We start from the raw sequence: 19288 nt of genomic DNA, 5'->3' as shown, positions 1-19288 counted from the left end.
GCCGACTTATTTCAGGTTCTGCGTCATGCGGACTTCCTCGGCCGCGAGCGCCGGCTGCATGCGCTTCTCGACCTCGCGCAGCCAGTCCAGGAAGACCTGCTCGTTCTTGTTCACGCCCATGCCGGTCTTGATCTCGAAGATCTTGCTGTCCTGGCAGTTGTTCTCCTTGGGGAACACCGCCAGGCCCTTGACCTTCTTGCTGATGTTGGGCCACAGCATGCGGTTGAGCGGTGCGACGTCGGAGCGTCCCGCCATGACCTCCTCGATGGGCGCGACCGAGCCGGAGTTCGCCACGCCGCGCAGCTTCGCGTTGGGGAATTGCTCGCGCACCATCGGCTCCTCGCCGGCACCCGAGAAATAGGCCATCGTGATCTCGGGCCTGTTGAAGTCCTGCAGCGTCTTGGCGCCGGTGAACCGGGGGTTGTCGGCGCGGCCGAACATGCACACGCCGGTGCTGGAGAAGGTCACGAAATCGATGATCTTGGAGCGCTCGGCGTTCTGGTTGAGCGGGCCGATCATGATGTCCATCTGGTTGGAGATCAGCGCCGGCACCTTGGTCTCGTGGCTCACCGGCACGGGCTCGATCCGCACGCCCAGCAGCTTGGCGAATTCCTTGCCCAGCAGCCACGACGGTCCCGACCACGGTTCGCCCTCGCCGGTGGTGTTCTGCGCCAGCCACGGCGGGTTGTTGACCACGCCCACGCGCAGCGCGCCGGCCTTGCGGATGGCGTCGATGCGCGGGCTGGCGCCCGGCGGCGGTGTCTGGGCCATGGCGGCGAACGAGGCGCCGGCCAGCAGGGCCGTGGCGACGAGGGCCTTGGCGGTGTCGAGGCGAAAGGTGTTCTTGGGCATGTCGGTGTCTCCGGTTCTTGGGTGTGTCGATGCAATGCGGACCAGGCATTGCGCTGGGCGGCGGGCGCCGCGGATCGCTTACTTGAGTTGCTCGACGATGCGTTTCTCGTCGGCGGCGAGCGTGGGCTGCAGGGTCTTTTCCACGCTGCGCAGCCAGTCGAGGTAGACGCCCTGGTTCCTGTCGACCGCGAGGCCCACGGGCGATGCCTTTTCCTTGCTGCCCTGGCAGTTGTTGTCTCTCGGGTAGACCACCAGGCCCTTGACCTTCCGGTCCAGGCCGACCCAGGGGACGCGGTTGATCGGCGCCGCGTCGGCGCGCCGGGCCATGATCTCCTCGACCGGCGCGGTGGCGCCCGAACTGGCCACGGCGCGCAGCTTCGCCTTCGGAAAGCGCTCCTTGACCCAGTTCTCCTCGGCGCCGCCGGTGAAGTAGGCGATGGTGATGTCGGGGCTGTCGAGGTCGTCGACCGTGGTCACCCGGGCCAGCTTCTCGTTGCCGGCGCGTCCGAACATGCACACGCTGGTGGTCGAGTAGATGACGAAGTCGACCACCTTCAGGCGCTCGGGCGTCTCGCCCAGCGGACTGATGGTCATGTCGACCTGGTTGGCCGCGAGGACCGGCACCTTGGTCTCGTGCGACACGGCCACGGGACGCAGCCTCACGTCGAGCAGCCGCGCGTACTCGGTCGCCAGCAACCAGGCCGGGCCGTTCCAGGCCGCTCCGCTGCCGGTGGTGTTCTCGTTGAGCCACGGCGTGTTCTGCAGCACGCCCACGCGCAGTTCGCCGGCCTTGCGGATGGCGTCGATGCGCGGGCTCGCTCCTGGCGGGGGTGGCGTCTGTGCCCCGGCCACGACCCCGATCGCGGCCAGCGCGAGTCCGGCGAACACCTGCCGCGCGCGCGCGCGACGTCCCGGTTGCTTGTCCATGTCGTCTCCTTGAAAAAGGGGGAGCGTTCGACTGCGGGCGCGGCCTCAGCGCCAGGCCTGCGCGAACTCGCCGATGACGCGCTCGAGGTGCGCGCGCATGGCGCTGCGGGCGGCGACCGGATCGCGGCCCAGCAGGGCCTTGAAGATTCGCTGGTGGTCGGCGTGCGAGGCCATGCGCAGCTCGGGCGTGTGGAAGTGGCCCTCCATCTGGGTCCACACCGGGCCTTTCGACTGCGCCCACATGCCCGTCACCATCTGCAGCAGCACGCTGTTGCCGGTCGACTCGGCGATGCGCAGGTGGAACAGCTCGTCGGCCGCCTCGTTCTTCTCCTTGTCGTCGATGTTCTCGCGCATGTCGGCCAGGGCCGAGAAGACGAGGTCGAGGTCCCGGTCCTTGCGGGTCTCGGCGGCCAGCGCGGCGATCTCCGACTCGATCAGGCAGCGGGCCCGCAGCAGCTCGAAGGGGCCGGGCTCGGTGGCGGGCATGAAGGCGTTCTGCATCACCGGCGCGGCCGGCGCCTGCGTCACGTAGATGCCGGAGCCGCCGCGCACCTCCACGACGCCCTGCAGCTCCAGCGCGATGGTCGCCTCGCGCACCGACGTGCGGCTGACGTCGAAACGCTCGGCCAGCGCGCGCTCCGACGGCAGCCGTTCGCCGACCTTGAACTCGCCCTGGGTGATCAGCGACAGCAGTTGCGCGGCGAGCCGCTGGTAGGACCGGTCGGCGGGTTTCGGGGCGGCGGCATCGGGCTCGTCGCCGGACTGGATGAGATGGAGAGGCATGGCGCTTTGCATAATTGGTTGGACCAAATGCTAATTGGTCGGCCACTTGAGCCGAATAGTGGTTTACCACGACGCATGATTGGTTGGTCCAGTTGTCCAATCGTCGGTCTTCAACCGCAGGACGCACCCGATGTCTCCACCCGATGCCCCCCGCTCCGACCGACTCGCCCAGGCATTCCGTTCGATGCCTCCCGCGTCCACGACGCTGCCGCGCCACGACCGCGCGCGCGCGCAGGTCGGCGTCGTCCACCTGGGGCTGGGCGCCTTCCATCGCGCCCATCAGGCCGTGGTCTTCGACGACCTGCTCCAGGCCGGCGACCGGCGCTGGGGCGTGCTGGGCGTGGCCATGCGCAGCACCGCGCTGGCCGACGCGCTGGCGGCGCAGGACGGCCTCTACGCGGTCCAGGTCGCCGACCGCTCGGGCGTGCGCTGGCAGGTGGTCGGCGCGCTGCTGCGCACCTGCGTGGCGGCGCGCGAACCGCAGCAGGTGATCGACGCGCTGGCGGCGCCGGCCACCCGTTGGGTCACGCTCACCGTCACGGAAAAGGGCTATGGCGAGCCGCTGGCCGACCTGCTGGTCGCCGGTCTGGCCGCCCGGCGCGCGGTGGGCCTCGACGGGGTGACCGTGGCCTCCTGCGACAACCTGTCCGACAACGGTCGCAAGCTGCGGCGCCTGTGCCTGGACGCGGCGGCGCGCGGGAGCGACCCCGGGCTGGCCGCCTGGATCGACGCCCGGTGCGCCTTTCCCAACAGCATGGTCGACCGCATCGTGCCGGCGGCCACCGAGCGTCAGCGCACCGACGCCGCCGCCGCGCTCGGCGTGGACGACGCGGGTGCGCTGGCGACCGAGGCCTTCTGGGAGTGGGTGATCGAGCGGCGCTTCGCCGACCCGGCCGACGCCGCCGTGCTGGCCGCCGCCGGCGTGACGGTGGTCGACGACGTCAAGCCGTTCGAGGACGCCAAGCTGCGCATGCTCAACGGCAGCCACACCGCGCTGGCGCTCGTCGGCGCGGTGCAGGGATGGCGGACGGTGTCCGACGGCGTGGCGATTGCGGCGGTGCGCGACTTCGTTCACGGCTACATGACGCGCATGGTCATGCCGCACCTGTCGCGTCCCGGCGGGGCCGCCTACCGCGATGCGCTGCTCGAGCGCTTCGCCAATCCGGCGCTGCAGCACAAGGTGCACCAGATCGCCGGCGACAGTTCGCTGAAGATCCCGCTGCGCTGGGGGCCGACCCTGCGCGAGCGCCTGGCCGCCGGTCTGGACGTAGAGCCGCTGGCCTTCGCCACCGCCGTCTGGTTCCGCTACCTGAGGGGCACGGACGAGCAGGGGAACGACTACGTGATCGCCGACCCGCGCGGTGCCGCGCTGCACGGACTCGCGCACCGACACGCTGGCGATGCCGCCGCGACGGTGCGCGCGCTGCTGGCCGTGGCCGAGGTCTGGGATGCCGACCTCGCCGGCGATCCGCGCTGGGAAGCGCGCGTGACGCACTGGCTCGAACGCATCCAGGCGGGCGACGTCGCCACGGCGCTGGCCGAGCTGGCGGCGGACGCCTCCATGGCCGGCCACCACGCCTGACCTTGCTTTTCCTTCTTTCCCTTTTCAGCGAGACCCCTGCATGAACCCGTTCGACACCCCCGCCATCGCCGACCAGGTCGCCCTCGTGACCGGCGCCAACGCCGGCATGGGCCTGGCCATCGCCCGCGCCCTGCTCGAGGCCGGCTATCGCGTGGCCGCCACCGACCTGCGCACCGACGCCGTCGCCACCACCCTGGCCGCCCACGGCGACCGGCTGGCGTGCTTCGTCATGGACGTCAGCGACCCCGCGCAGGTGCAGGCCGTGTGCGGCGCGGTCGACGCGCACTTCGGCCGCATCGACGTCTGCGTCAACAACGCCGGTTTCCTCGCCTACGCCAACTGCGAGCAGACCACGCCCGCGCTGTGGCACAAGACCCTGCGCGTGAACCTCGACGGCGTCTTCTTCGTGAGCCAGTGCGTGGCGCCGGGCATGAAGGCGCGCGGCTTCGGGCGCATCGTCAACATGGCCTCCTTCGGCGCCAAGACCGGCGGCCTGTCGCCCGTGCCCGCCTATGCGGCCAGCAAGGGCGGCGTGATCTCGCTGACCTTCAGCTTCGCGCGCGAGTACGCCGCCTTCGGCGTCACCTGCAACGCGCTGGCGCCGACCTTCGTGAAGACGCAGATGCTGACCGATCAGGTGAGCCCCGAACGCCAGGCCGAGCTGCGCGCCAAGATTCCGGTCGGCCGCTTCTGCGAGCTGGAGGAACTCGCCCACAGCGTGCTGTTCCTGGCCCATCCGATGAGCGGCTTCATCACCGGCGAAGTGCTGGACCTCAACGGCGGCCTGCAGTTCGACTGAGCCACCGGCGTCGCGGCGCGATCCGCCGGACCCGTGCGCCTCGGTGATAACCCCGAGGCGGTTGATGGCGGAATGACAGGCTGGCGCCCTAGCATGGGCGCACTCCCTCGTTCCTCTTCATCACCGAGACATCCCATGCATCCTTCCGCCTCCACCGCCCGCTCCGACGCCGAGCGTGACGACGTCACGTCGCCGGCCACCTCCCGCATCGCGCCGGTGACGCGCCGCGCCGCCGTCTGGCTCGCCGCCGTCGCGCTCGCGGGTTGCGCCGGCCTGGGCAAGCCGACCTCCGCGCCGATCGCGCCGCTGCCGGTCACCACCGAGATCAACGTGATGACCTCCGGGGGCTTCGCCGCCGCCTACGACGAGTTGCGCCCGGCCTACGAGCGCCTGAGCGGCAGCGTGGTCAAGACCGCCTACGGCTCGTCCATGGGCGGCGCGGTCGACTCCATTCCCAGCCGCATGACGCGCGGCGAGCCGGTGGACGTGGTCATCCTGGCGCGCCCGGCGCTCGACGCGCTGGTGGCGCAGGGCAAGGTGGTGGCGGGCAGCCAGGTCGACCTGGTGAACTCGCTCATCGGCATGTCGGTGAAGAAGGGCGCGCCCCGTCCCGACATCAGCACGGTCGAGGCGCTGAAGCGCACGCTGCTCGCGGCGCCCTCGATCGCCTACTCGGCCAGCGCGAGCGGCACCTACTACGAGACCGAGATGCTGAAGAACCTGGGCCTGGAAGCGCAGGTCAAGCCCAAGAGCCAGCGCATCCTGAGCGAGCGCGTGGCCACCGTGGTGGCGCGCGGCGACGCCGCGCTGGGCCTTCAGCAGGTCAGCGAACTGCTGCCGGTGGCCGGCGCCGACTTCATCGGCGTGCTGCCGCCCGAGGTGCAGCGCATGACGGTGTTCTCCGCCGGCATCGCCACCACGGCGCGCCAGCCGCAGGCGGCGCGGGACATGATCGCGTACTTCACCTCGTCGGCGGCCGAGCCCGTCATCCGCAAGAGCGGGCTGGAGCCGGTGAAGAAGCCGGTGGCGGCGATGCCGGCCGTGCCGGCCGCCATGCCCACGCGATGATGGCGCGCGCCGCGTCGTCCGGGCCGCGCCCGGCGCCGTCGGGCGAAGGTCGTCCCTCGCGCACGTGGCGTGCGCCGGCCCTCGCGTCATGGGCGGCCGGCGCCGCGCTGCTGCTCGCGCCGTCGCTCGCGCCGGCCCAGGCAGCGGCCGTGGCGCCGGCCGAGGCGCGGTCCGCCGCCCCGGCCGAGCGCTACACCGCGACGCCGCCCAGCGCCGACGGCATCGGCCGGCGCTACATGGGACGCGAGATCTCGCAGGTCATGGGCTGGCAGGGCGCGGCGTGGCTGGAGCGCGAGGAGCGCGAGAAGGAGGAGCGCACCGACGTGCTGCTGCGCCTGCTCGACCTGCGTCCCGGGCTGGTCGTCGCCGACGTCGGCGCCGGCACGGGCTACCTGTCGCGGCGCATGGCGCGCGCGGTGGCGCCCGCGGGCCGGGTGCTGGCGGTGGACGTGCAGCCCGAGATGGTGGCGCTGCTCGGCCAGGCCGCCCGGCGCGAGGGGATCGCCAACATCGCGCCCTCGCTGGGCACCGAGACCGACGTGGGCCTCGCGCCCGGCTCGGTCGACCTGGCGGTCATGGTGGACGTCTACCACGAGCTGGCCCGGCCGCACGAGGTGCTCGCGAGCATCGTGCGCGCCCTGAAGCCGGGCGGCCGCGTGGTCTTCGTCGAGTACCGCGCCGAGGACCCGGCCGTGCCGATCAAGACCCTGCACAAGATGAGCGAGGCGCAGATCCGCCGCGAGGCCGAGGTCCAGGCCCTGACCTGGGAGCGCACCGCGGCGGGCCTGCCGTGGCAGCACGTGGTGGTGTTCCGCAAGGCGCCCTGAGCGGCAGCACGCGGGCGCCGGGCCGCACGGCCCGGCACGGGCGCGGTTCGTGCTTCGGGGTGGATCGGCGTGCCGCATCCGCGGCGCGACTCCGAACCACCTCGAACCCGCTCCGCCATGAACCTCCACCTCCCGGCCGTCTCGCGCCGCCATGTCCTCGGGACGCTGGCCGCCGGCGCGGCCGCCGCCGCGCTGCCCGCCTTCGCCCAGTGGCCCGACCGGCCCGTCAAGATCATCGTGACCTTTCCGCCCGGCGGCGCCAGCGACGTGCTGGCGCGCGTGATGGCCGAGCAGCTCTCGCGCAAGCTCGGCCAGGCGGTCGTGGTGGACAACAAGCCGGGCGCCGGCGGCACCATCGGCGGCGTGCAGGTCGCCGCGGCGCCGGCCGACGGTCACACGCTCATGCTGTCGAACAGCACGCCGATCGCGCTGGGTCCCTTCGCGCTGGAGAAGCAGCCCTACGACCCGGTCGAGGCCTTCACGCACATCGCCTACCTCGGCGGCGCGCCGCTCGTCCTGATGGCGAGCAAGCCCTCGGGCATCGCGTCGTACGCCGACTTCGAGAAGAAGGCGCGCAAGGACGGGCAGATCGAGTTCGGCTCCGGCGGTCCCGGCTCCATCGGCCACATCCACGGCGAACTCCTCAAGAAGTCGACCGGCATCCAGATGGTGCACGTGCCCTACCGTGGCGGTGCGCCGATGACGACCGACCTGATCGCCAACACCATTCCGGTGGGCATCGACGTCGTCACCGCCTACGTGCCGTTCTTCAAGTCCGGCCAGCTGGTGCCGCTGGCCGTCACCGGCGCGCAGCGCTCGCCGCTGCTGCCCGACGTGCCGACCATCGCGGAAGTCGGCCAGCCCCGGCTGGTGCTGGAGAACTTCTTCGGCCTGTCCGGCCCGGCGAAGCTGCCCGCCGACATCGTCGCGCGCCTGCACGACGCGTGCAACGAGGTGCTGGCGCTGCCCGAGGTGCAGAAGAAGACGGCCGAGCTGGGCATCGTCGTGCGGCCGGAGACCACCGCCGGGTTCGCAACCTTCGTCAGGCAGCAGGTCGCCACGCTCGGCCCGGCCGTGCGGGCCGCCGGCATCCGGATGTGAGGCGGGGCGACGGCGCAGCGGGGCGGGGCGGGGGCCGGGCCGCCGGCGCCTCCCGGCGGCCCCCCGGGCGTCAGCGCAGCGGACTCGTCAGCAGGCCGTAGATGGTGCGGATGCCGTCGACGTAGTTGCCCATGCGCATGTTCTCGTTGGCCGCGTGCTGGTTGTTGTCGGCGTTGACCAGCGGCACGATGGCGAAGGGCACGCGCAGCGCCTCCACGATCTCGGCCGTGGGCACGGTGCCGCCCATCATGCGGATGCGCACCGGCTCGGGCGCGCGGCCGAAGGCCTCGGTCATCGCGCCGTAAGCCCAGGCGCCGACGGCCGAGTCGATCGGCGTGCCGGCCGCGTCCGAGCCGCCGGTCTGGTAGGTGAAGGTGGCGAGCTTGTCGTGGCGCGCGCGGTCCTCGTCGCTCGGCGCGCCGGGCACCAGGTGGTAGCCCTGCTTGCGCAGATGGGCCTCGATCAGGCCGCCCAGGTACTTGGCGTCGGAGTCGGGCGTGGTGCGCAGGTCGAGGTCGGCCACGGCCTGGTCGGGCACGATGTTGGCCACCTTGTCGCCCACCGCCGCCGAGGCCATGCCGCGCACGTTGAGCGAGGGGTACTGCATCGCTTCCTGGTAGTTGGCCCCGACGGCGTCGGCCCGGGCGATGCCCAGGCGGCGGCGCATCGCGGCCTCGTCGTCGGGCACGGCGGCCATGACGCGGCGTTCGGCCTCGCCGAGCTTCACGCGGTCGTAGTAGCCGGGGATGGCGACGCGGCCGGTGTCGTCCTTCATCGACGCCAGCAGGGTCGCCAGCCGCTGCGCCGGATTGGGCGCGTAGTTGCCGTAGTGCCCGCTGTGCAGGGGCACCTTGGCGCCGTAGACCGTGAGCCGCGCCGCCGCCGCGCCCCGGTTGCCGAAGATCAGCGTCGGGCGGTTGGTGGCGTGCATGGGGCCGTCGTGGATGACGATGGCGTCGGTGCGCAGCAGCGCCAGGTTCGCGCGCATCACCGTGCCGATGGTGGGCGAGCCCTTCTCCTCCTCGCTGTCGAGCAGCACCTTGACGTTGACGCCGGTGGCCGCGCCCTGGGCCTTGAGCGCGTCGATGGCGGCCAGGAACATCATGATCGGCGCCTTGTCGTCGGCCGAGGAGCGGCCGAACACGCGCCACTCGGGGTCGAACGGGGCCTTGGCGTCGAGCAGCGCGGCGGCGTCGATCTCCTCCCATTCGCCCTTGGCGCTGCGTTGCTTCAGCACCGGCGTCCACGGGCTCTTCTGAGCCCATTGCGCCGGGATCACCGGCTGGCCGTCGAGGTGCATGTAGAACAGCACCGTCCTGCGCGCCGGGTCGGCGCCGGGGAATTCGGCGAACAGCATCGGCTTGCCGTCGTTGGCGAGCTGGCGCGTCGTGAAGCCGCGCTGGCGGAAGGCGCCCTCGAGCCAGTCGACGTTCTTGCGGACGTCGGCCGGGACGATGGCGTCGTTGGGCAGTGCCAGGAGGTCGAAGTAGTCGCGATAGGTGGCCTGGGCGAACCGCGCCGCGGTGGCGGGGGCGAGTTCGGCGGCCTGCGACGGGAGGGCGGCGCCCAGGGCGAGCGCCAGCGCCGCGAGCGCGGCGGGGAGGGGGTGGCGGAGTGGAAGGGTCATCCGCCCAGGATACGCGCGGAGGCCCGGGTCCGCGGCGCGGGGCCGCGGCACCGGCCCGGTCCGGCCTCAGCGGTCCTTGGCGGGCGTGACCGAGATCTTCGGCACCTCGATGACCTTCTCCTCGGTCTTGACCGTCGGCACGGTGACGACCTTCTTCTCCTCGGTCACCTCGACCTTGGGCGCGGTGACGTCGTACTTGGGCAGGGTGACGTCGCCCGACTGCGTCTTCTCGTACTTGGGCATCGTGACGTTGCCTTCGGCGGTCTTCTTGACGTCGCAGGCGGCGAGCGTGAAGGCGGTAGCGACGGCCGCGATGGCGAAAATGCTCTTGTTCATGGGGTTCACCTCTTCGGATCGTGGGTCGATCATTCAGTCTGTCGATCAAGCAATGCCCAATTGCATTGCGTGCGCATTGTTGCGACAGGTCGTCACGGCGGCGTGTCATCTGAAAGCTGATGTGTCCGCAGGAGAGTCCAGGGCCGTGCGAAGCGCGGCGCGATCGCCATGGCCGCCATCGTCGTCGCCGCCATCGCCAGCCTTGCCGTGGGCGAGGCACCCATCCTGCCGGAGAATCGACGGTCTCCGTCCTGCCCGCCGGCGGGGCACGTCGAACGCGCCGTTCACCCCTCGCCGAATCCCATGCCGCACGCCGATCGCACCGCCCACGAAGCCACCGCCGACGGCGGAACCGCCGCCGACGGTCGCGGCACCTTCGTCGAGGTGCTGCTCGCCTTCCTCCGTCTCGGCCTGACCTCCTTCGGCGGGCCGGTGGCGCACCTGGGCTACTTCCGCACCGAGTTCGTCGAACGCCGCCGCTGGCTCGACGACGCGCGCTATTCGGACCTGGTGGCGCTGTGCCAGTTCCTGCCCGGGCCGGCGAGCAGCCAGGTCGGCATGGCGATCGGGCTGCGGCGCGCCGGCTGGGGCGGGGCGCTGGCGGCCTGGCTGGGCTTCACGCTGCCTTCGGCCGTGGCGCTGATCCTGTTCGCGGCCGGGGTCGCGCGCTGGCAGGCGCTGGCGCAGTCGGGCGCCGTCCACGGACTGAAGGTGGTCGCGGTCGCCATCGTCGCGCAGGCGGTGTGGGGCATGGCGCGGTCACTGTGCCCGGACCGGCCGCGCGCCGGCGTCGCCATCGTCGCGGCCATCGGCGTGCTCGCCCTGCCGACGGCGGGCGGGCAGATCGCCGCCATCGTCGCGGGCGGCTGCGCGGGCCGGTGGCTGCTGCGGCCCGGTTCGCCGGGCGCGACGCCGGGGCGGGGCGATGGCACCGGGACCGGGAACGGCGCCGGTCCGGGCCGGCGCGCCGGCGGCGTGCTGCTCGGCGCGTTCGCCGCGCTGCTGGTGGCGTTGCCGCTGGCGGCCACGGCGCTGGGCTCGCCGGGGCTCGCCGTCGTGGCCGATTTCTACCGTGCCGGCGCCCTGGTCTTCGGCGGCGGACACGTCGTGCTGCCCCTGCTGCAGGCCGTCGTCGTGCCCGCCGGATGGGCCTCGAACGACGCCTTCCTCGCCGGCTACGGCGCGGCGCAGGCGGTGCCGGGGCCGCTGTTCACCTTCAGCGCCTACCTGGGCGCGGTCATGCCGGCCCCGTTCGGCGGCTGGGCCGGCGGCCTGGCGCTGCTGGTGGCCACTTTCGTTCCCGCCTTCCTGCTGGTGGCGGGCGCCCTGCCGTACTGGGAATCGCTGCGCCGGCGCGAGGACGTCCGGCGCGCGCTGGCGGGCGTCAACGCCGCCGTCGTCGGCGTCCTGCTGGCGGCGCTGTACGACCCGGTGTGGACGGGCGCCATCCGTTCGAGCGCCGACTTCGCGCTGGCGCTCGGGGCGTTCGGGCTGCTGGTGGTCGGCCGGATGTCGCCCGTGGCGGTCGTCGCGCTGGCGGCGCTGGCGGGCTGCGCGATGGGCGGCTGAACGCCGCGGCGCCTCAGAGCAGGCGCAACGCGCGCGCCTGCGCCGAGAGCGCGTCGCGGAACGCCGGATGCGCGATGCCGATGAGCGCCGCCGCCCGCTGACCGGCCGACTTGCCACGCAGCTGCGCGACGCCGTGCTCGGTCACGACGTGATCGACGTCGTTCTTGCTGGTGGTCACGTGCGTGCCCGGCGACAGCACCGGGACGATGCGCGAGACGGTGTCCTCGCGCGCCGTCGAGGGCAGCACGATGAACGCCTTGCCGCCGCGCGAGCGGTTGGCCGCGCGGGTGAAGTCGGCTTGCCCGCCGGTGCCGGAGAAGGGCAGCGAGCCCAGGCTCTCCGAGCCGCACTGGCCCAGCAGGTCGACCTGCAGCGTGGCGTTGATCGACACCAGCCGGTCGTTGAGGCCGGCGCGCATCGGGTCGTTGGTGACGTCGGCCGGGTGCATCTCCAGCATCGGATTGCGGTGCATGAAGTCGTAGAGCCGCCGGGACCCCAGCGCGAAGGTGGCGAGCATCTTGCCGGGGTGATGGTTCTTGCGGCTGTTGTTGACCGCGCCGCACTCGACCAGCGAGAGGATGCCGTCGCCGATCATCTCGGTGTGGATGCCCAGGTCGCGCTTGTGCGCGAGCTGCATGACCACCGCGTCGGGGATGCCGCCATAGCCGATCTGCAGGGTCGAGCCGTCCTCGATCATGTCGGCCACGTGCCGGGCGATCGCCACCTGCACCGGGCCGATCTTGGGCAGACCCACCTCCAGCACCGGCGATTCGTCCTCCACCAGCGCCGCGACCCGCGAGACGTGGACGTGGCAGGCGCCGCAGGCGAAGGGCACGTTCGGATTCACCTCCAGCACGACCGCGCGCGCCCGGGCGACCGCGGCCATGGTGTAGTCCGCCCCCAGGCTGAGCGCGAAGTTGCCGTCGGCGTCCATCGGCGAGGCGAGGCTGAACACCACGTCCGCGCCGATCTGCCCGCGCTCGATCTGCGCCGGGATCTCGGAGAAGCAGTTGGGGATGAAGTCGACCCAGCCTTCCTGGCCGCCGGAGCGCGTGGCGCCGCCGAAGAAATAGGCCACGTGGCGCACGTGCGCGGTGGTCCGCGGGTCGAGGTAGGCGTACTTGCGCATCGCCAGGATCTGGCTGACGCGGACGTCGCGCAGTTCGAGGCGCCGCTCGGACAGCGCGGCCAGCAGCACCGGCGGCTCGCCGACCCCGGTGGGCACGACGATGGCGTCGCCGTCGCGCACCAGCCCCACCGCGTCGGCGGCGGACCTGCGTTTCTCGAGGTACGTCGAATGGAATGGATTCATGGCCCCATTCTTCGACGAAGCCGGGCGCGGTGTCGATGCGTGCTTTCGCGCATCGCGCCCCGGATCGTCGCGCCCCGGCTCAGAGCGGCAGTTCGCCCGCCGGCCGTCCCAGCCACTTGTTCGACAGCCTGTCGATCTCGCCGTTCCTGCGCGCGTCCATCACGATCTCGTCGAGGCGTGCCTTCAACGCCGCCTCGCCCTTGGCGACGCCGATGAAGTTGGGGCTGTCCTTGAGCAGCAGCTTGTACTCGGCGTTCAGGCCGGGGTTCTGCCGCATGATCACCGCGCCCTCCGTCGCGCTGGTGGCGATCACCTGCACCTGGCCGCTGACGAATGCGGTGACCGTGCCGACGTGGTCGTCGAAGCGCCGCACCGTCACCGCCGGCGAGACGACCTTGCCCAGCTCCGTGTCGGCCATCGCGCCGCGGGTGACCGACACCGTCTTGCCGTCGAGGTCCTTCCATGCCTTCACCTGCATGCCCCGGGGCGCGAAGACGGCCTGGAAGAAGGGCGAGTACGCGTGCGTGAAGTCGACCACCTGCTCGCGCTCGGGCGTCTTGCCCAGCGTGGACAGGACGATGTCGACCTTGCCGGTCTGCAGGTAGGGGATGCGGTTGGCGCTGGTCACCGGCACCAGCTCCGCCCGGGCGCCGAGCCTCGCCGCGACGTGGTTGGCCATGTCGATGTCCAGGCCCTGCGGCTTGAGGTCGGGGCCGACGAAGCCGTAGGGCGGGTAGTCGGTGGGGATGGCGATGCGGACCTTCTTCGACTGGGTGATGGTGGCGAGGGCGTTCTGCGCCTGCGCGGGGAAGGCGGCGAGCAGGGTCGCGGCGAGGAGGCCGAGGGGCAGGGCGGCGAGCGCGAGGCGGCGGGTGCGGTGGGTCGGCATGAGGGGTTCTCGGCGAGGAAGGTCGAAAGGCGGGGGTGTCCGGACACCGGATGCCGGGACCGCGTTGCGACTGCAAGAGTCGTACCTACCAGCGCAGCAGCCGCCTCCCCAGCAGCGCCCCCGCCGCCACGGGCAACGCCATTCCCAGCACGTACCAGACGGCGACGAAGGGCGCGGTGAATTCCGGGCAATGGAGGGCATACACGGCGGCGCCGCATGCGCCGGCCAGCGCACCGGCGCCGGCGCCGGCCCGCGCGGGACGCACGGGCGCCAGACCCCGCAGCGTCCAGATCGCGACCAGGAAGACCGGCAGGGACAGCAGGGCGACGTTCTCCGCGCACACGGCCCAGGTGCGGCCCAGCACGAGCGTCGCGGCCTCCGGGGCCGGCGCCCGGGCGAGCGCCAGCAGTCCGAGCACCCAGAGCGCCACCACGGGCGAGCCCCACGCGGCCCACGCGGCACGCGTGGCCGCACCCGGGCGCCCCAGTCGGGCGACCAGCGGCAGTGCGGCGAGGGCCATCAGCACCGGCGAGCCGAATTTCACCCAGAACATCGGCAGACCGAGGGCGTGGCCGAGCGCGGGGTTCACGCCCAGCATCGTGTGCATCATCAGCACCGACAGCGGCACGGCCAACGCCAGGCCGAGCGCCAGTCGTCGGGCCGCCACATGGCGCCGGACCGGCACGACGTCGGCGGCCAGCAGGTCGATGAGGTCGTTCGTCTTCACGGGGAAACTTTCGTCGGGGGTCGGGGGGTGGTGGCGACGCGGGCGGCCAGGGTCTTCAATCCCCGGTGGATGCCGATCTTCACGGCCGATTCCGACATGCCGGTCGCGCAGGCCACTTCGGCGACCGATCGGCCTTCGAGCTTCACCTGTTCGATGGGCCGGCGCTGGCGGTCGGGCAGGGTGGCGAGCAGGCGATCGAGGTCCCGTCGCGCCTCCGTGGCATCGGCCGCGCCCGTGTCGAACAGGGCGTGCGCCTCGTCGTCCAGCGGATCGTGCAGCGCTTCGCGCACACGGCGCGCGCGAAGCAGGTCGATGGTCTTGTAGCGCGCGATGGCGTGGATCCACGCCGTCACCGGCTGGTCGGGCCGGTAGGTGTGACGCTTGTCGTGGATCGCGAGCAGGGTGTCCTGTACGAGGTCTTCCACGTCGTCGGGCCAGCCGGAGAGGCGCCGGCGGTAGAACGACCGCAGATGGATGCCGAGCCGCTGCAGGAAGCAGCGATGGGCCTGCGCGTCGCCGGACATGCCCGCGAGCATGAGCGCTCGCAGCGTCCGCTCCGCATGGGCGTGGGCCTCGTCTCTGCCGGAGGTTGTGCTCGACATGGGGGAGGCAGCTTACAGGCCGTTTCGCGCGTCCGGGCGGACCCGCCCGGCAAGGCGCGGCGGGCCACCCGATGTCGCTTTCATCACTGCTTCGCCGCGCCCTTCTTCATGGCGTCCCCCGACGGCGCTTCCTTCGCCATGGCGTCCTTGTCCATCCGGCTTTTCGCCATCGCGTCCTTCGCCATGGCGTCCTTGCCCATGTCGTCTTTCTTCATCCCGTCCCGGGCCATCGCGTCCGTGGAGACCGGTTCCTTCTTCATCGTCGGGTCGTCGGCGGCCATGGCCGAGAGGGAGGCGACGGCCAGGCAGGCGGCGAGCAGGGTGGTCGAGGGCTTGTTCATGGTGCGGTTCTTTCATTCGTTCGATGGGGAGAGGACGCCGTCCGTCGGACACGGAACCGGTCGCGCCGCATGCGGCGGCGAGCGGCGGTGCTTCGGCGCGCGAACCGGATGGCCCGGATCGCGGAGGGAAGTTCGTCGCCGGCACCGCGCCGGTTACAGGACGAGCCGGTTTTTTCGCGGTCCACGCGCCGCGGAAGCGGTCACGATGACCAGCGACGGTCCAGGTCTTGCTCCGATGGCCGGTCGATGCGCTGGTGTAAAAACCCGCACCCCGCGAGCGGCTTCGCTCAGCGGTGCGAAACGCCATCGACCGCCCGGTAGAACAACCCTCGAACCACGCCACCCACCCCATGCCCGCGCGCCACCACCTCCAGCAAGTCATCGAAAGCGCCATCGACTTCGCGATCGTCGTCACCGACCGCGACGGCGTGATCACCGACTGGAACAAGGGCGCCGAACTCATCCTGGGCTGGCGCTCCGAGGACATCGTCGGCGCGTCGGTCGCCTGCATCTTCACCCCGGACGATCGCGCCAGGGGCCGTCCGCAGGAGGAGATGCGCCTGGCGATCGCCGACGGCCGCGCCAGCGACGAGCGCTGGCACCAGCGCCGCGACGGCAGCCGCTTCTGGGCCTCGGGCGAACTGATGCCGTGGCGCGACGCCGACAGCGTGCACCTGGGCTACGTCAAGATCCTGCGCGACCGCACGCGCCAGCACGAGACCGGCCGGCAGCTGCGCGAGTCCCAGGACCGCTTCAGGACGCTGCTGGAGACGATCGAGACCGCCTTTGCCATCGTGGAGGTGACGTTCGACGCCGACGATCGCGCGGTGGACTACCGCTTCATCGAGGCCAATCCCGCCTTCGAACGCCAGGCCGGCGTCAACCTGCGCGGGAAGTGGGTGACCGAGTTCGCGCCCGACCTCGAGCGCTTCTGGTTCGACACCTACGGCCGGGTCGCCCTGACCGGCGAGCCGGCGGACTTCGAGCGCTACGCCAAGCCGTTCGGGCGCTGGTTCCAGGTCCGGGCCATCCGCGTGGGCGAGCCGGCCGAGCGCCAGATCGCGATCTTCTTCGACGACGTCACCGAGCGGCGCGCGGCGCAGGAGCGGCTGCAGGCGAGCGAGGCGCACGCCCGCGAGAACGCCGAGCGCGTGCAGCTCGCGCTGGCGGCGGGCGCGATCGTCGGGACCTGGAACTGGGACATCCCGAACGACCGTTTCACCGTCGACGAGGCGTTCGCCGCCACGTTCGGGCTCGACCCGGCGCTGGGCCGCAACGGTCTGGGCATCGCGCGGATCGTCGAGCGGGTCCATCCGGACGACCAGGCGGGACTGGCCGCGGCCATCGACGCGGCGATCCGCAACGGCGGCGCCTACGCGCACCAGTACCGGGTGCGGCGCGCCGACGGCAGGTACTGCTGGATCGAGGCCAACGGACGCGTCCACCGTGCCGCGGACGGCACGCCGTCGGACTTCCCGGGCGTGCTGCTCGACGTCCAGGAGCGCCGCGCGCTGCAGGAGGAGCGCAAACGCAACGCGGCGGCGCTGCGCGCGCTCAACGAGACGCTGGAGCAGCGCGTGGTCGAACGCACCACCGAACTCATGCGGGCCGAGGAACAGCTGCGCCAGGCCCAGAAGATGGAGGCGGTCGGCCAGCTCACCGGCGGGCTGGCCCACGACTTCAACAACCTCCTGGCCGGCATCTCGGGCGCGCTGGAGCTGATGAAGCTGCGCACCCGCCAGGGCCGCTTCGACGACCTGGAGCGCTACGTCCAGGTGGCCCAGGGCGCGACCCGGCGCGCGGCCGGGCTCACGCACCGGCTGCTCGCGTTCTCGCGCCGCCAGACGCTCACGCCCAAGCCGACGGACGTGAACCGGCTAGTCGCCGGCATGGAGGAGCTGGTGCGGCGCGCCATCGGCCCGGCCATCGCGCTGGAGGTCGCCGGCCCGCCCGGGCTCTGGCCGGCCCTGATCGATCCGGGGCAGCTGGAGAACGCACTGCTCAACCTGTGCATCAACGCGCGCGACGCCATGCCCGACGGCGGGCGCATCGCCATCGAGACCGCCAACGAGTCGCTCGACGCCGTCACCGCCGGGGGCTGCGGACTGCCCGAGGGCCCCTACCTCGCGCTGCGCGTCACCGACACCGGCACCGGCATGCCGCCCGAGGTGGTGGCCCGGGTGTTCGAGCCCTTCTTCACCACCAAGCCGATCGGGCAGGGCACGGGGCTGGGGCTGTCGATGATCCACGGCTTCGCGCAGCAGTCCGGCGGCCAGGTGCGCATCGACTCGGAGGTCGGCCGGGGCACCACGGTGTGCCTGTACATGCCGCGCCACGACGGCGACATCGGCGGCGACGAAGCCGTGCCGGCGCCCGTCGACGCCGCGCGGGCCGGGCAGGGACAGACGGTCCTGATCGTGGACGACGAACCGGCCGTGCGCATGCTGGTGGTCGAGGTGCTGGAGGACCTGGGCTACGCGGCGCTGGAGGCGGAGGACAGTGCCTCGGGGCTGCGCCTGCTGCAGTCCGGCGCGCGCATCGACCTGCTGGTCACCGACGTCGGGCTGCCCGGGGGCATGAACGGACGCCAGATGGCCGACGCCGCGCGCGTGCGGCGCCCCGACCTGAAGGTGCTGTTCATCACCGGCTACGCCGAGAGCAGCGTCCTGGGCGGCGGCTGTCTGGAGGTGGGGATGCACGTGCTGACCAAGCCGTTTCCCATCGAGACGCTGGGCTCGACGATCCGGGCGCTGATCGACGCCGGGCCGGCGCCGGACGCGGAGCCCGCGTGAGCCGGCCCGCCGCCCCGGGCCGCGCGCCGCGCCGCGGCAGCGGCGGCGTCACCCTCGCCGACGTCGCCCGGCTCGCCGGCGTCTCCGCCATCACGGTCTCGCGCGCGCTCAACACGCCCGACCTCGTCTCGCCCGAGGCGCGCGAGAAGGTGCGCCTGGCGGTCGAACGCACCGGCTACGTCCCCAACCTGCTGGCGGGCGGACTGGCGTCCAACCGCAGCCGGCTGGTGGCGGCGCTGGTGCCCACCATCGCCGGGCCGGTGTTCCTGGAGACCATCCAGGCGCTGACCGAGACCCTGGCCGCGCACGGCTACCAGCTGATGCTGGGGCAGAGCGGCTACGACCGCTCGCGCGAGGACGCCCTGATCGACGCCATCGTCGGGCGCCGGCCCGACGGCATCGTGCTCACGGGGATCATGCATTCGGCCCAGGGGCGGCAGCGCCTGCTGGCCTCGGGCATCCCGGTGGTGGAGACCTGGGACCTGACGCCCACGCCGATCGACATGCTGGTGGGTTTCTCGCACGAGGAGGCCGGCGCCGCGACGGCGCGATTCCTGCACCGCCGGGGCCACCGCCGCCCGGTGATCGTCACCGGCGACGACCGCCGCGCCGACCTGCGGCGCGCCGGTTTCGAGCAGGCGTGGCGGCGGCTGGCGCCGGACGCGTCCGCGTCGCTGCCGGTCCACCGCGTGCCGGCGCCCACCACGCTGGGGGCGGGGCGCTCTGCGCTGGCCGAACTGCTGGACAACGGCGTGTCCCTGGACGCGCTGGCGTGCAGCTCCGACGTGCTCGCGCACGGCGTCATCACCGAGGCGCAGGCGCGCGGCCTGCGCGTGCCCGCCGACCTGGGCGTGGTCGGTTTCGGCGACCTGGCCTTCGCGCGCCACGCGCACCCGGCCATCTCCACCGTGCGCATCGACGGCACCGCCATCGGCCGGCAGGCCGCGCGCTGCATCGTCGAGCGCGCCGAGGGCCGCGAGGTGGTGCCCAAGGTGATGGACCTGGGCTTCTCGGTCGTCGAGCGCGACAGCGCCTGAGGCGCGGCACCGGACCGCGCCGCGCCGCGCCCGGCCACCCCGAATCTGCTAACGGTCTTTCGGTGTGTCGCAACGCGGCACCGCAAGGCCGCGAACGTCTACAGGAGAACCCGGTTG

18 protein-coding genes are annotated in these 19288 nt (G+C 72.2%); 8 read left to right on the top strand and 10 right to left on the bottom strand.

Going from position 1 to position 19288, the window contains the following annotated elements; genetic code table 11:
- Positions 1–6: 6 nt before the first annotated feature.
- The 3 genes from NF681_13780 to NF681_13770 form a co-directional block, all read right to left on the bottom strand.
- Positions 7–852: a transporter substrate-binding domain-containing protein gene (locus NF681_13780; GenBank protein UST53385.1), complete on the bottom strand. Its 846-nt coding sequence runs from the start codon at positions 850–852 to the stop codon at positions 7–9.
- Positions 853–930: 78 nt separating this feature from the next.
- The gene (locus tag NF681_13775) at positions 931–1779 is read right to left on the bottom strand and encodes a transporter substrate-binding domain-containing protein (GenBank protein ID UST53384.1); all 849 of its coding nucleotides are present in this window, start codon (positions 1777–1779) and stop codon (positions 931–933) included.
- 45 nt (positions 1780–1824) lie between these two features.
- Positions 1825–2562: a FadR family transcriptional regulator gene (locus NF681_13770; protein ID UST53383.1), complete on the bottom strand. Its 738-nt coding sequence runs from the start codon at positions 2560–2562 to the stop codon at positions 1825–1827.
- A 184-nt stretch (positions 2563–2746) separates the two neighbouring features.
- Here NF681_13770 and NF681_13765 point away from each other — a divergent pair, with 184 nt between their 5' ends.
- From NF681_13765 to NF681_13745, 5 genes are all read left to right on the top strand, one after another.
- Positions 2747–4144 carry a mannitol dehydrogenase family protein gene (locus NF681_13765; protein ID UST53382.1) on the top strand — a complete coding sequence of 466 codons (1398 nt, stop codon included), beginning with the start codon at positions 2747–2749 and terminating at the stop codon, positions 4142–4144.
- A 40-nt stretch (positions 4145–4184) separates the two neighbouring features.
- The gene (locus NF681_13760; GenBank protein UST53381.1) at positions 4185–4943 is read left to right on the top strand and encodes an SDR family oxidoreductase; all 759 of its coding nucleotides are present in this window, start codon (positions 4185–4187) and stop codon (positions 4941–4943) included.
- 135 nt (positions 4944–5078) lie between these two features.
- Entirely contained in the window at positions 5079–6011 is a 933-nt protein-coding gene (locus tag NF681_13755) for a substrate-binding domain-containing protein (protein ID UST53380.1), read from the top strand.
- A complete protein-coding gene (locus NF681_13750; GenBank protein UST53379.1) occupies positions 6008–6838 on the top strand; it encodes a class I SAM-dependent methyltransferase in 831 nt (276 codons plus the stop codon). Before NF681_13755 ends, NF681_13750 begins: the two co-directional genes overlap by 4 nt.
- A gap of 117 nt (positions 6839–6955) precedes the next feature.
- Positions 6956–7939, top strand: a complete 984-nt coding sequence (locus NF681_13745) for a tripartite tricarboxylate transporter substrate binding protein (GenBank protein UST53378.1) — start codon at positions 6956–6958, stop codon at positions 7937–7939.
- A gap of 70 nt (positions 7940–8009) precedes the next feature.
- Here NF681_13745 and NF681_13740 read toward each other — a convergent pair whose 3' ends face one another.
- Both NF681_13740 and NF681_13735 read right to left on the bottom strand, forming a co-directional pair.
- Entirely contained in the window at positions 8010–9566 is a 1557-nt protein-coding gene (locus NF681_13740; protein ID UST53377.1) for a M20/M25/M40 family metallo-hydrolase, read from the bottom strand.
- Between the two features lie 66 nt (positions 9567–9632).
- Entirely contained in the window at positions 9633–9902 is a 270-nt protein-coding gene (locus NF681_13735; protein ID UST53376.1) for a hypothetical protein, read from the bottom strand.
- Between the two features lie 303 nt (positions 9903–10205).
- Between NF681_13735 and chrA the strand changes: the two genes are divergently transcribed.
- The gene (gene chrA, locus NF681_13730) at positions 10206–11471 is read left to right on the top strand and encodes a chromate efflux transporter (GenBank protein ID UST53375.1); all 1266 of its coding nucleotides are present in this window, start codon (positions 10206–10208) and stop codon (positions 11469–11471) included.
- Between the two features lie 13 nt (positions 11472–11484).
- Here chrA and NF681_13725 read toward each other — a convergent pair whose 3' ends face one another.
- The 5 genes from NF681_13725 to NF681_13705 form a co-directional block, all read right to left on the bottom strand.
- Entirely contained in the window at positions 11485–12783 is a 1299-nt protein-coding gene (locus NF681_13725; GenBank protein ID UST53374.1) for a 4-hydroxybutyrate CoA-transferase, read from the bottom strand.
- 79 nt (positions 12784–12862) lie between these two features.
- A complete protein-coding gene (locus NF681_13720; protein ID UST53373.1) occupies positions 12863–13672 on the bottom strand; it encodes a transporter substrate-binding domain-containing protein in 810 nt (269 codons plus the stop codon).
- 85 nt (positions 13673–13757) lie between these two features.
- Positions 13758–14399, bottom strand: a complete 642-nt coding sequence (locus NF681_13715) for a DUF1109 domain-containing protein (protein UST53372.1) — start codon at positions 14397–14399, stop codon at positions 13758–13760.
- Positions 14396–15001, bottom strand: coding sequence for a sigma-70 family RNA polymerase sigma factor (locus NF681_13710; protein UST53371.1), 606 nt, complete (start codon positions 14999–15001; stop codon positions 14396–14398). The genes NF681_13715 and NF681_13710 overlap by 4 nt, the downstream gene beginning before the upstream one ends.
- A gap of 83 nt (positions 15002–15084) precedes the next feature.
- Entirely contained in the window at positions 15085–15342 is a 258-nt protein-coding gene (locus NF681_13705) for a pentapeptide MXKDX repeat protein (GenBank protein UST53370.1), read from the bottom strand.
- Between the two features lie 350 nt (positions 15343–15692).
- Here NF681_13705 and NF681_13700 point away from each other — a divergent pair, with 350 nt between their 5' ends.
- Both NF681_13700 and NF681_13695 read left to right on the top strand, forming a co-directional pair.
- Positions 15693–18134 carry a PAS domain S-box protein gene (locus NF681_13700; protein ID UST53369.1) on the top strand — a complete coding sequence of 814 codons (2442 nt, stop codon included), beginning with the start codon at positions 15693–15695 and terminating at the stop codon, positions 18132–18134.
- Positions 18131–19171 (top strand): LacI family DNA-binding transcriptional regulator, encoded by a 1041-nt coding sequence (locus NF681_13695; protein ID UST53368.1) that lies wholly within the window; start codon positions 18131–18133, stop codon positions 19169–19171. Before NF681_13700 ends, NF681_13695 begins: the two co-directional genes overlap by 4 nt.
- Positions 19172–19288 lie beyond the last annotated feature (117 nt).

Source organism: Comamonadaceae bacterium OTU4NAUVB1, from assembly GCA_024372625.1.
GTDB lineage: Bacteria > Pseudomonadota > Gammaproteobacteria > Burkholderiales > Burkholderiaceae_C > Variovorax.
Note: the sequence above shows the minus strand (reverse complement) of the source record. Positions and strands in the feature narration are given on the sequence as shown.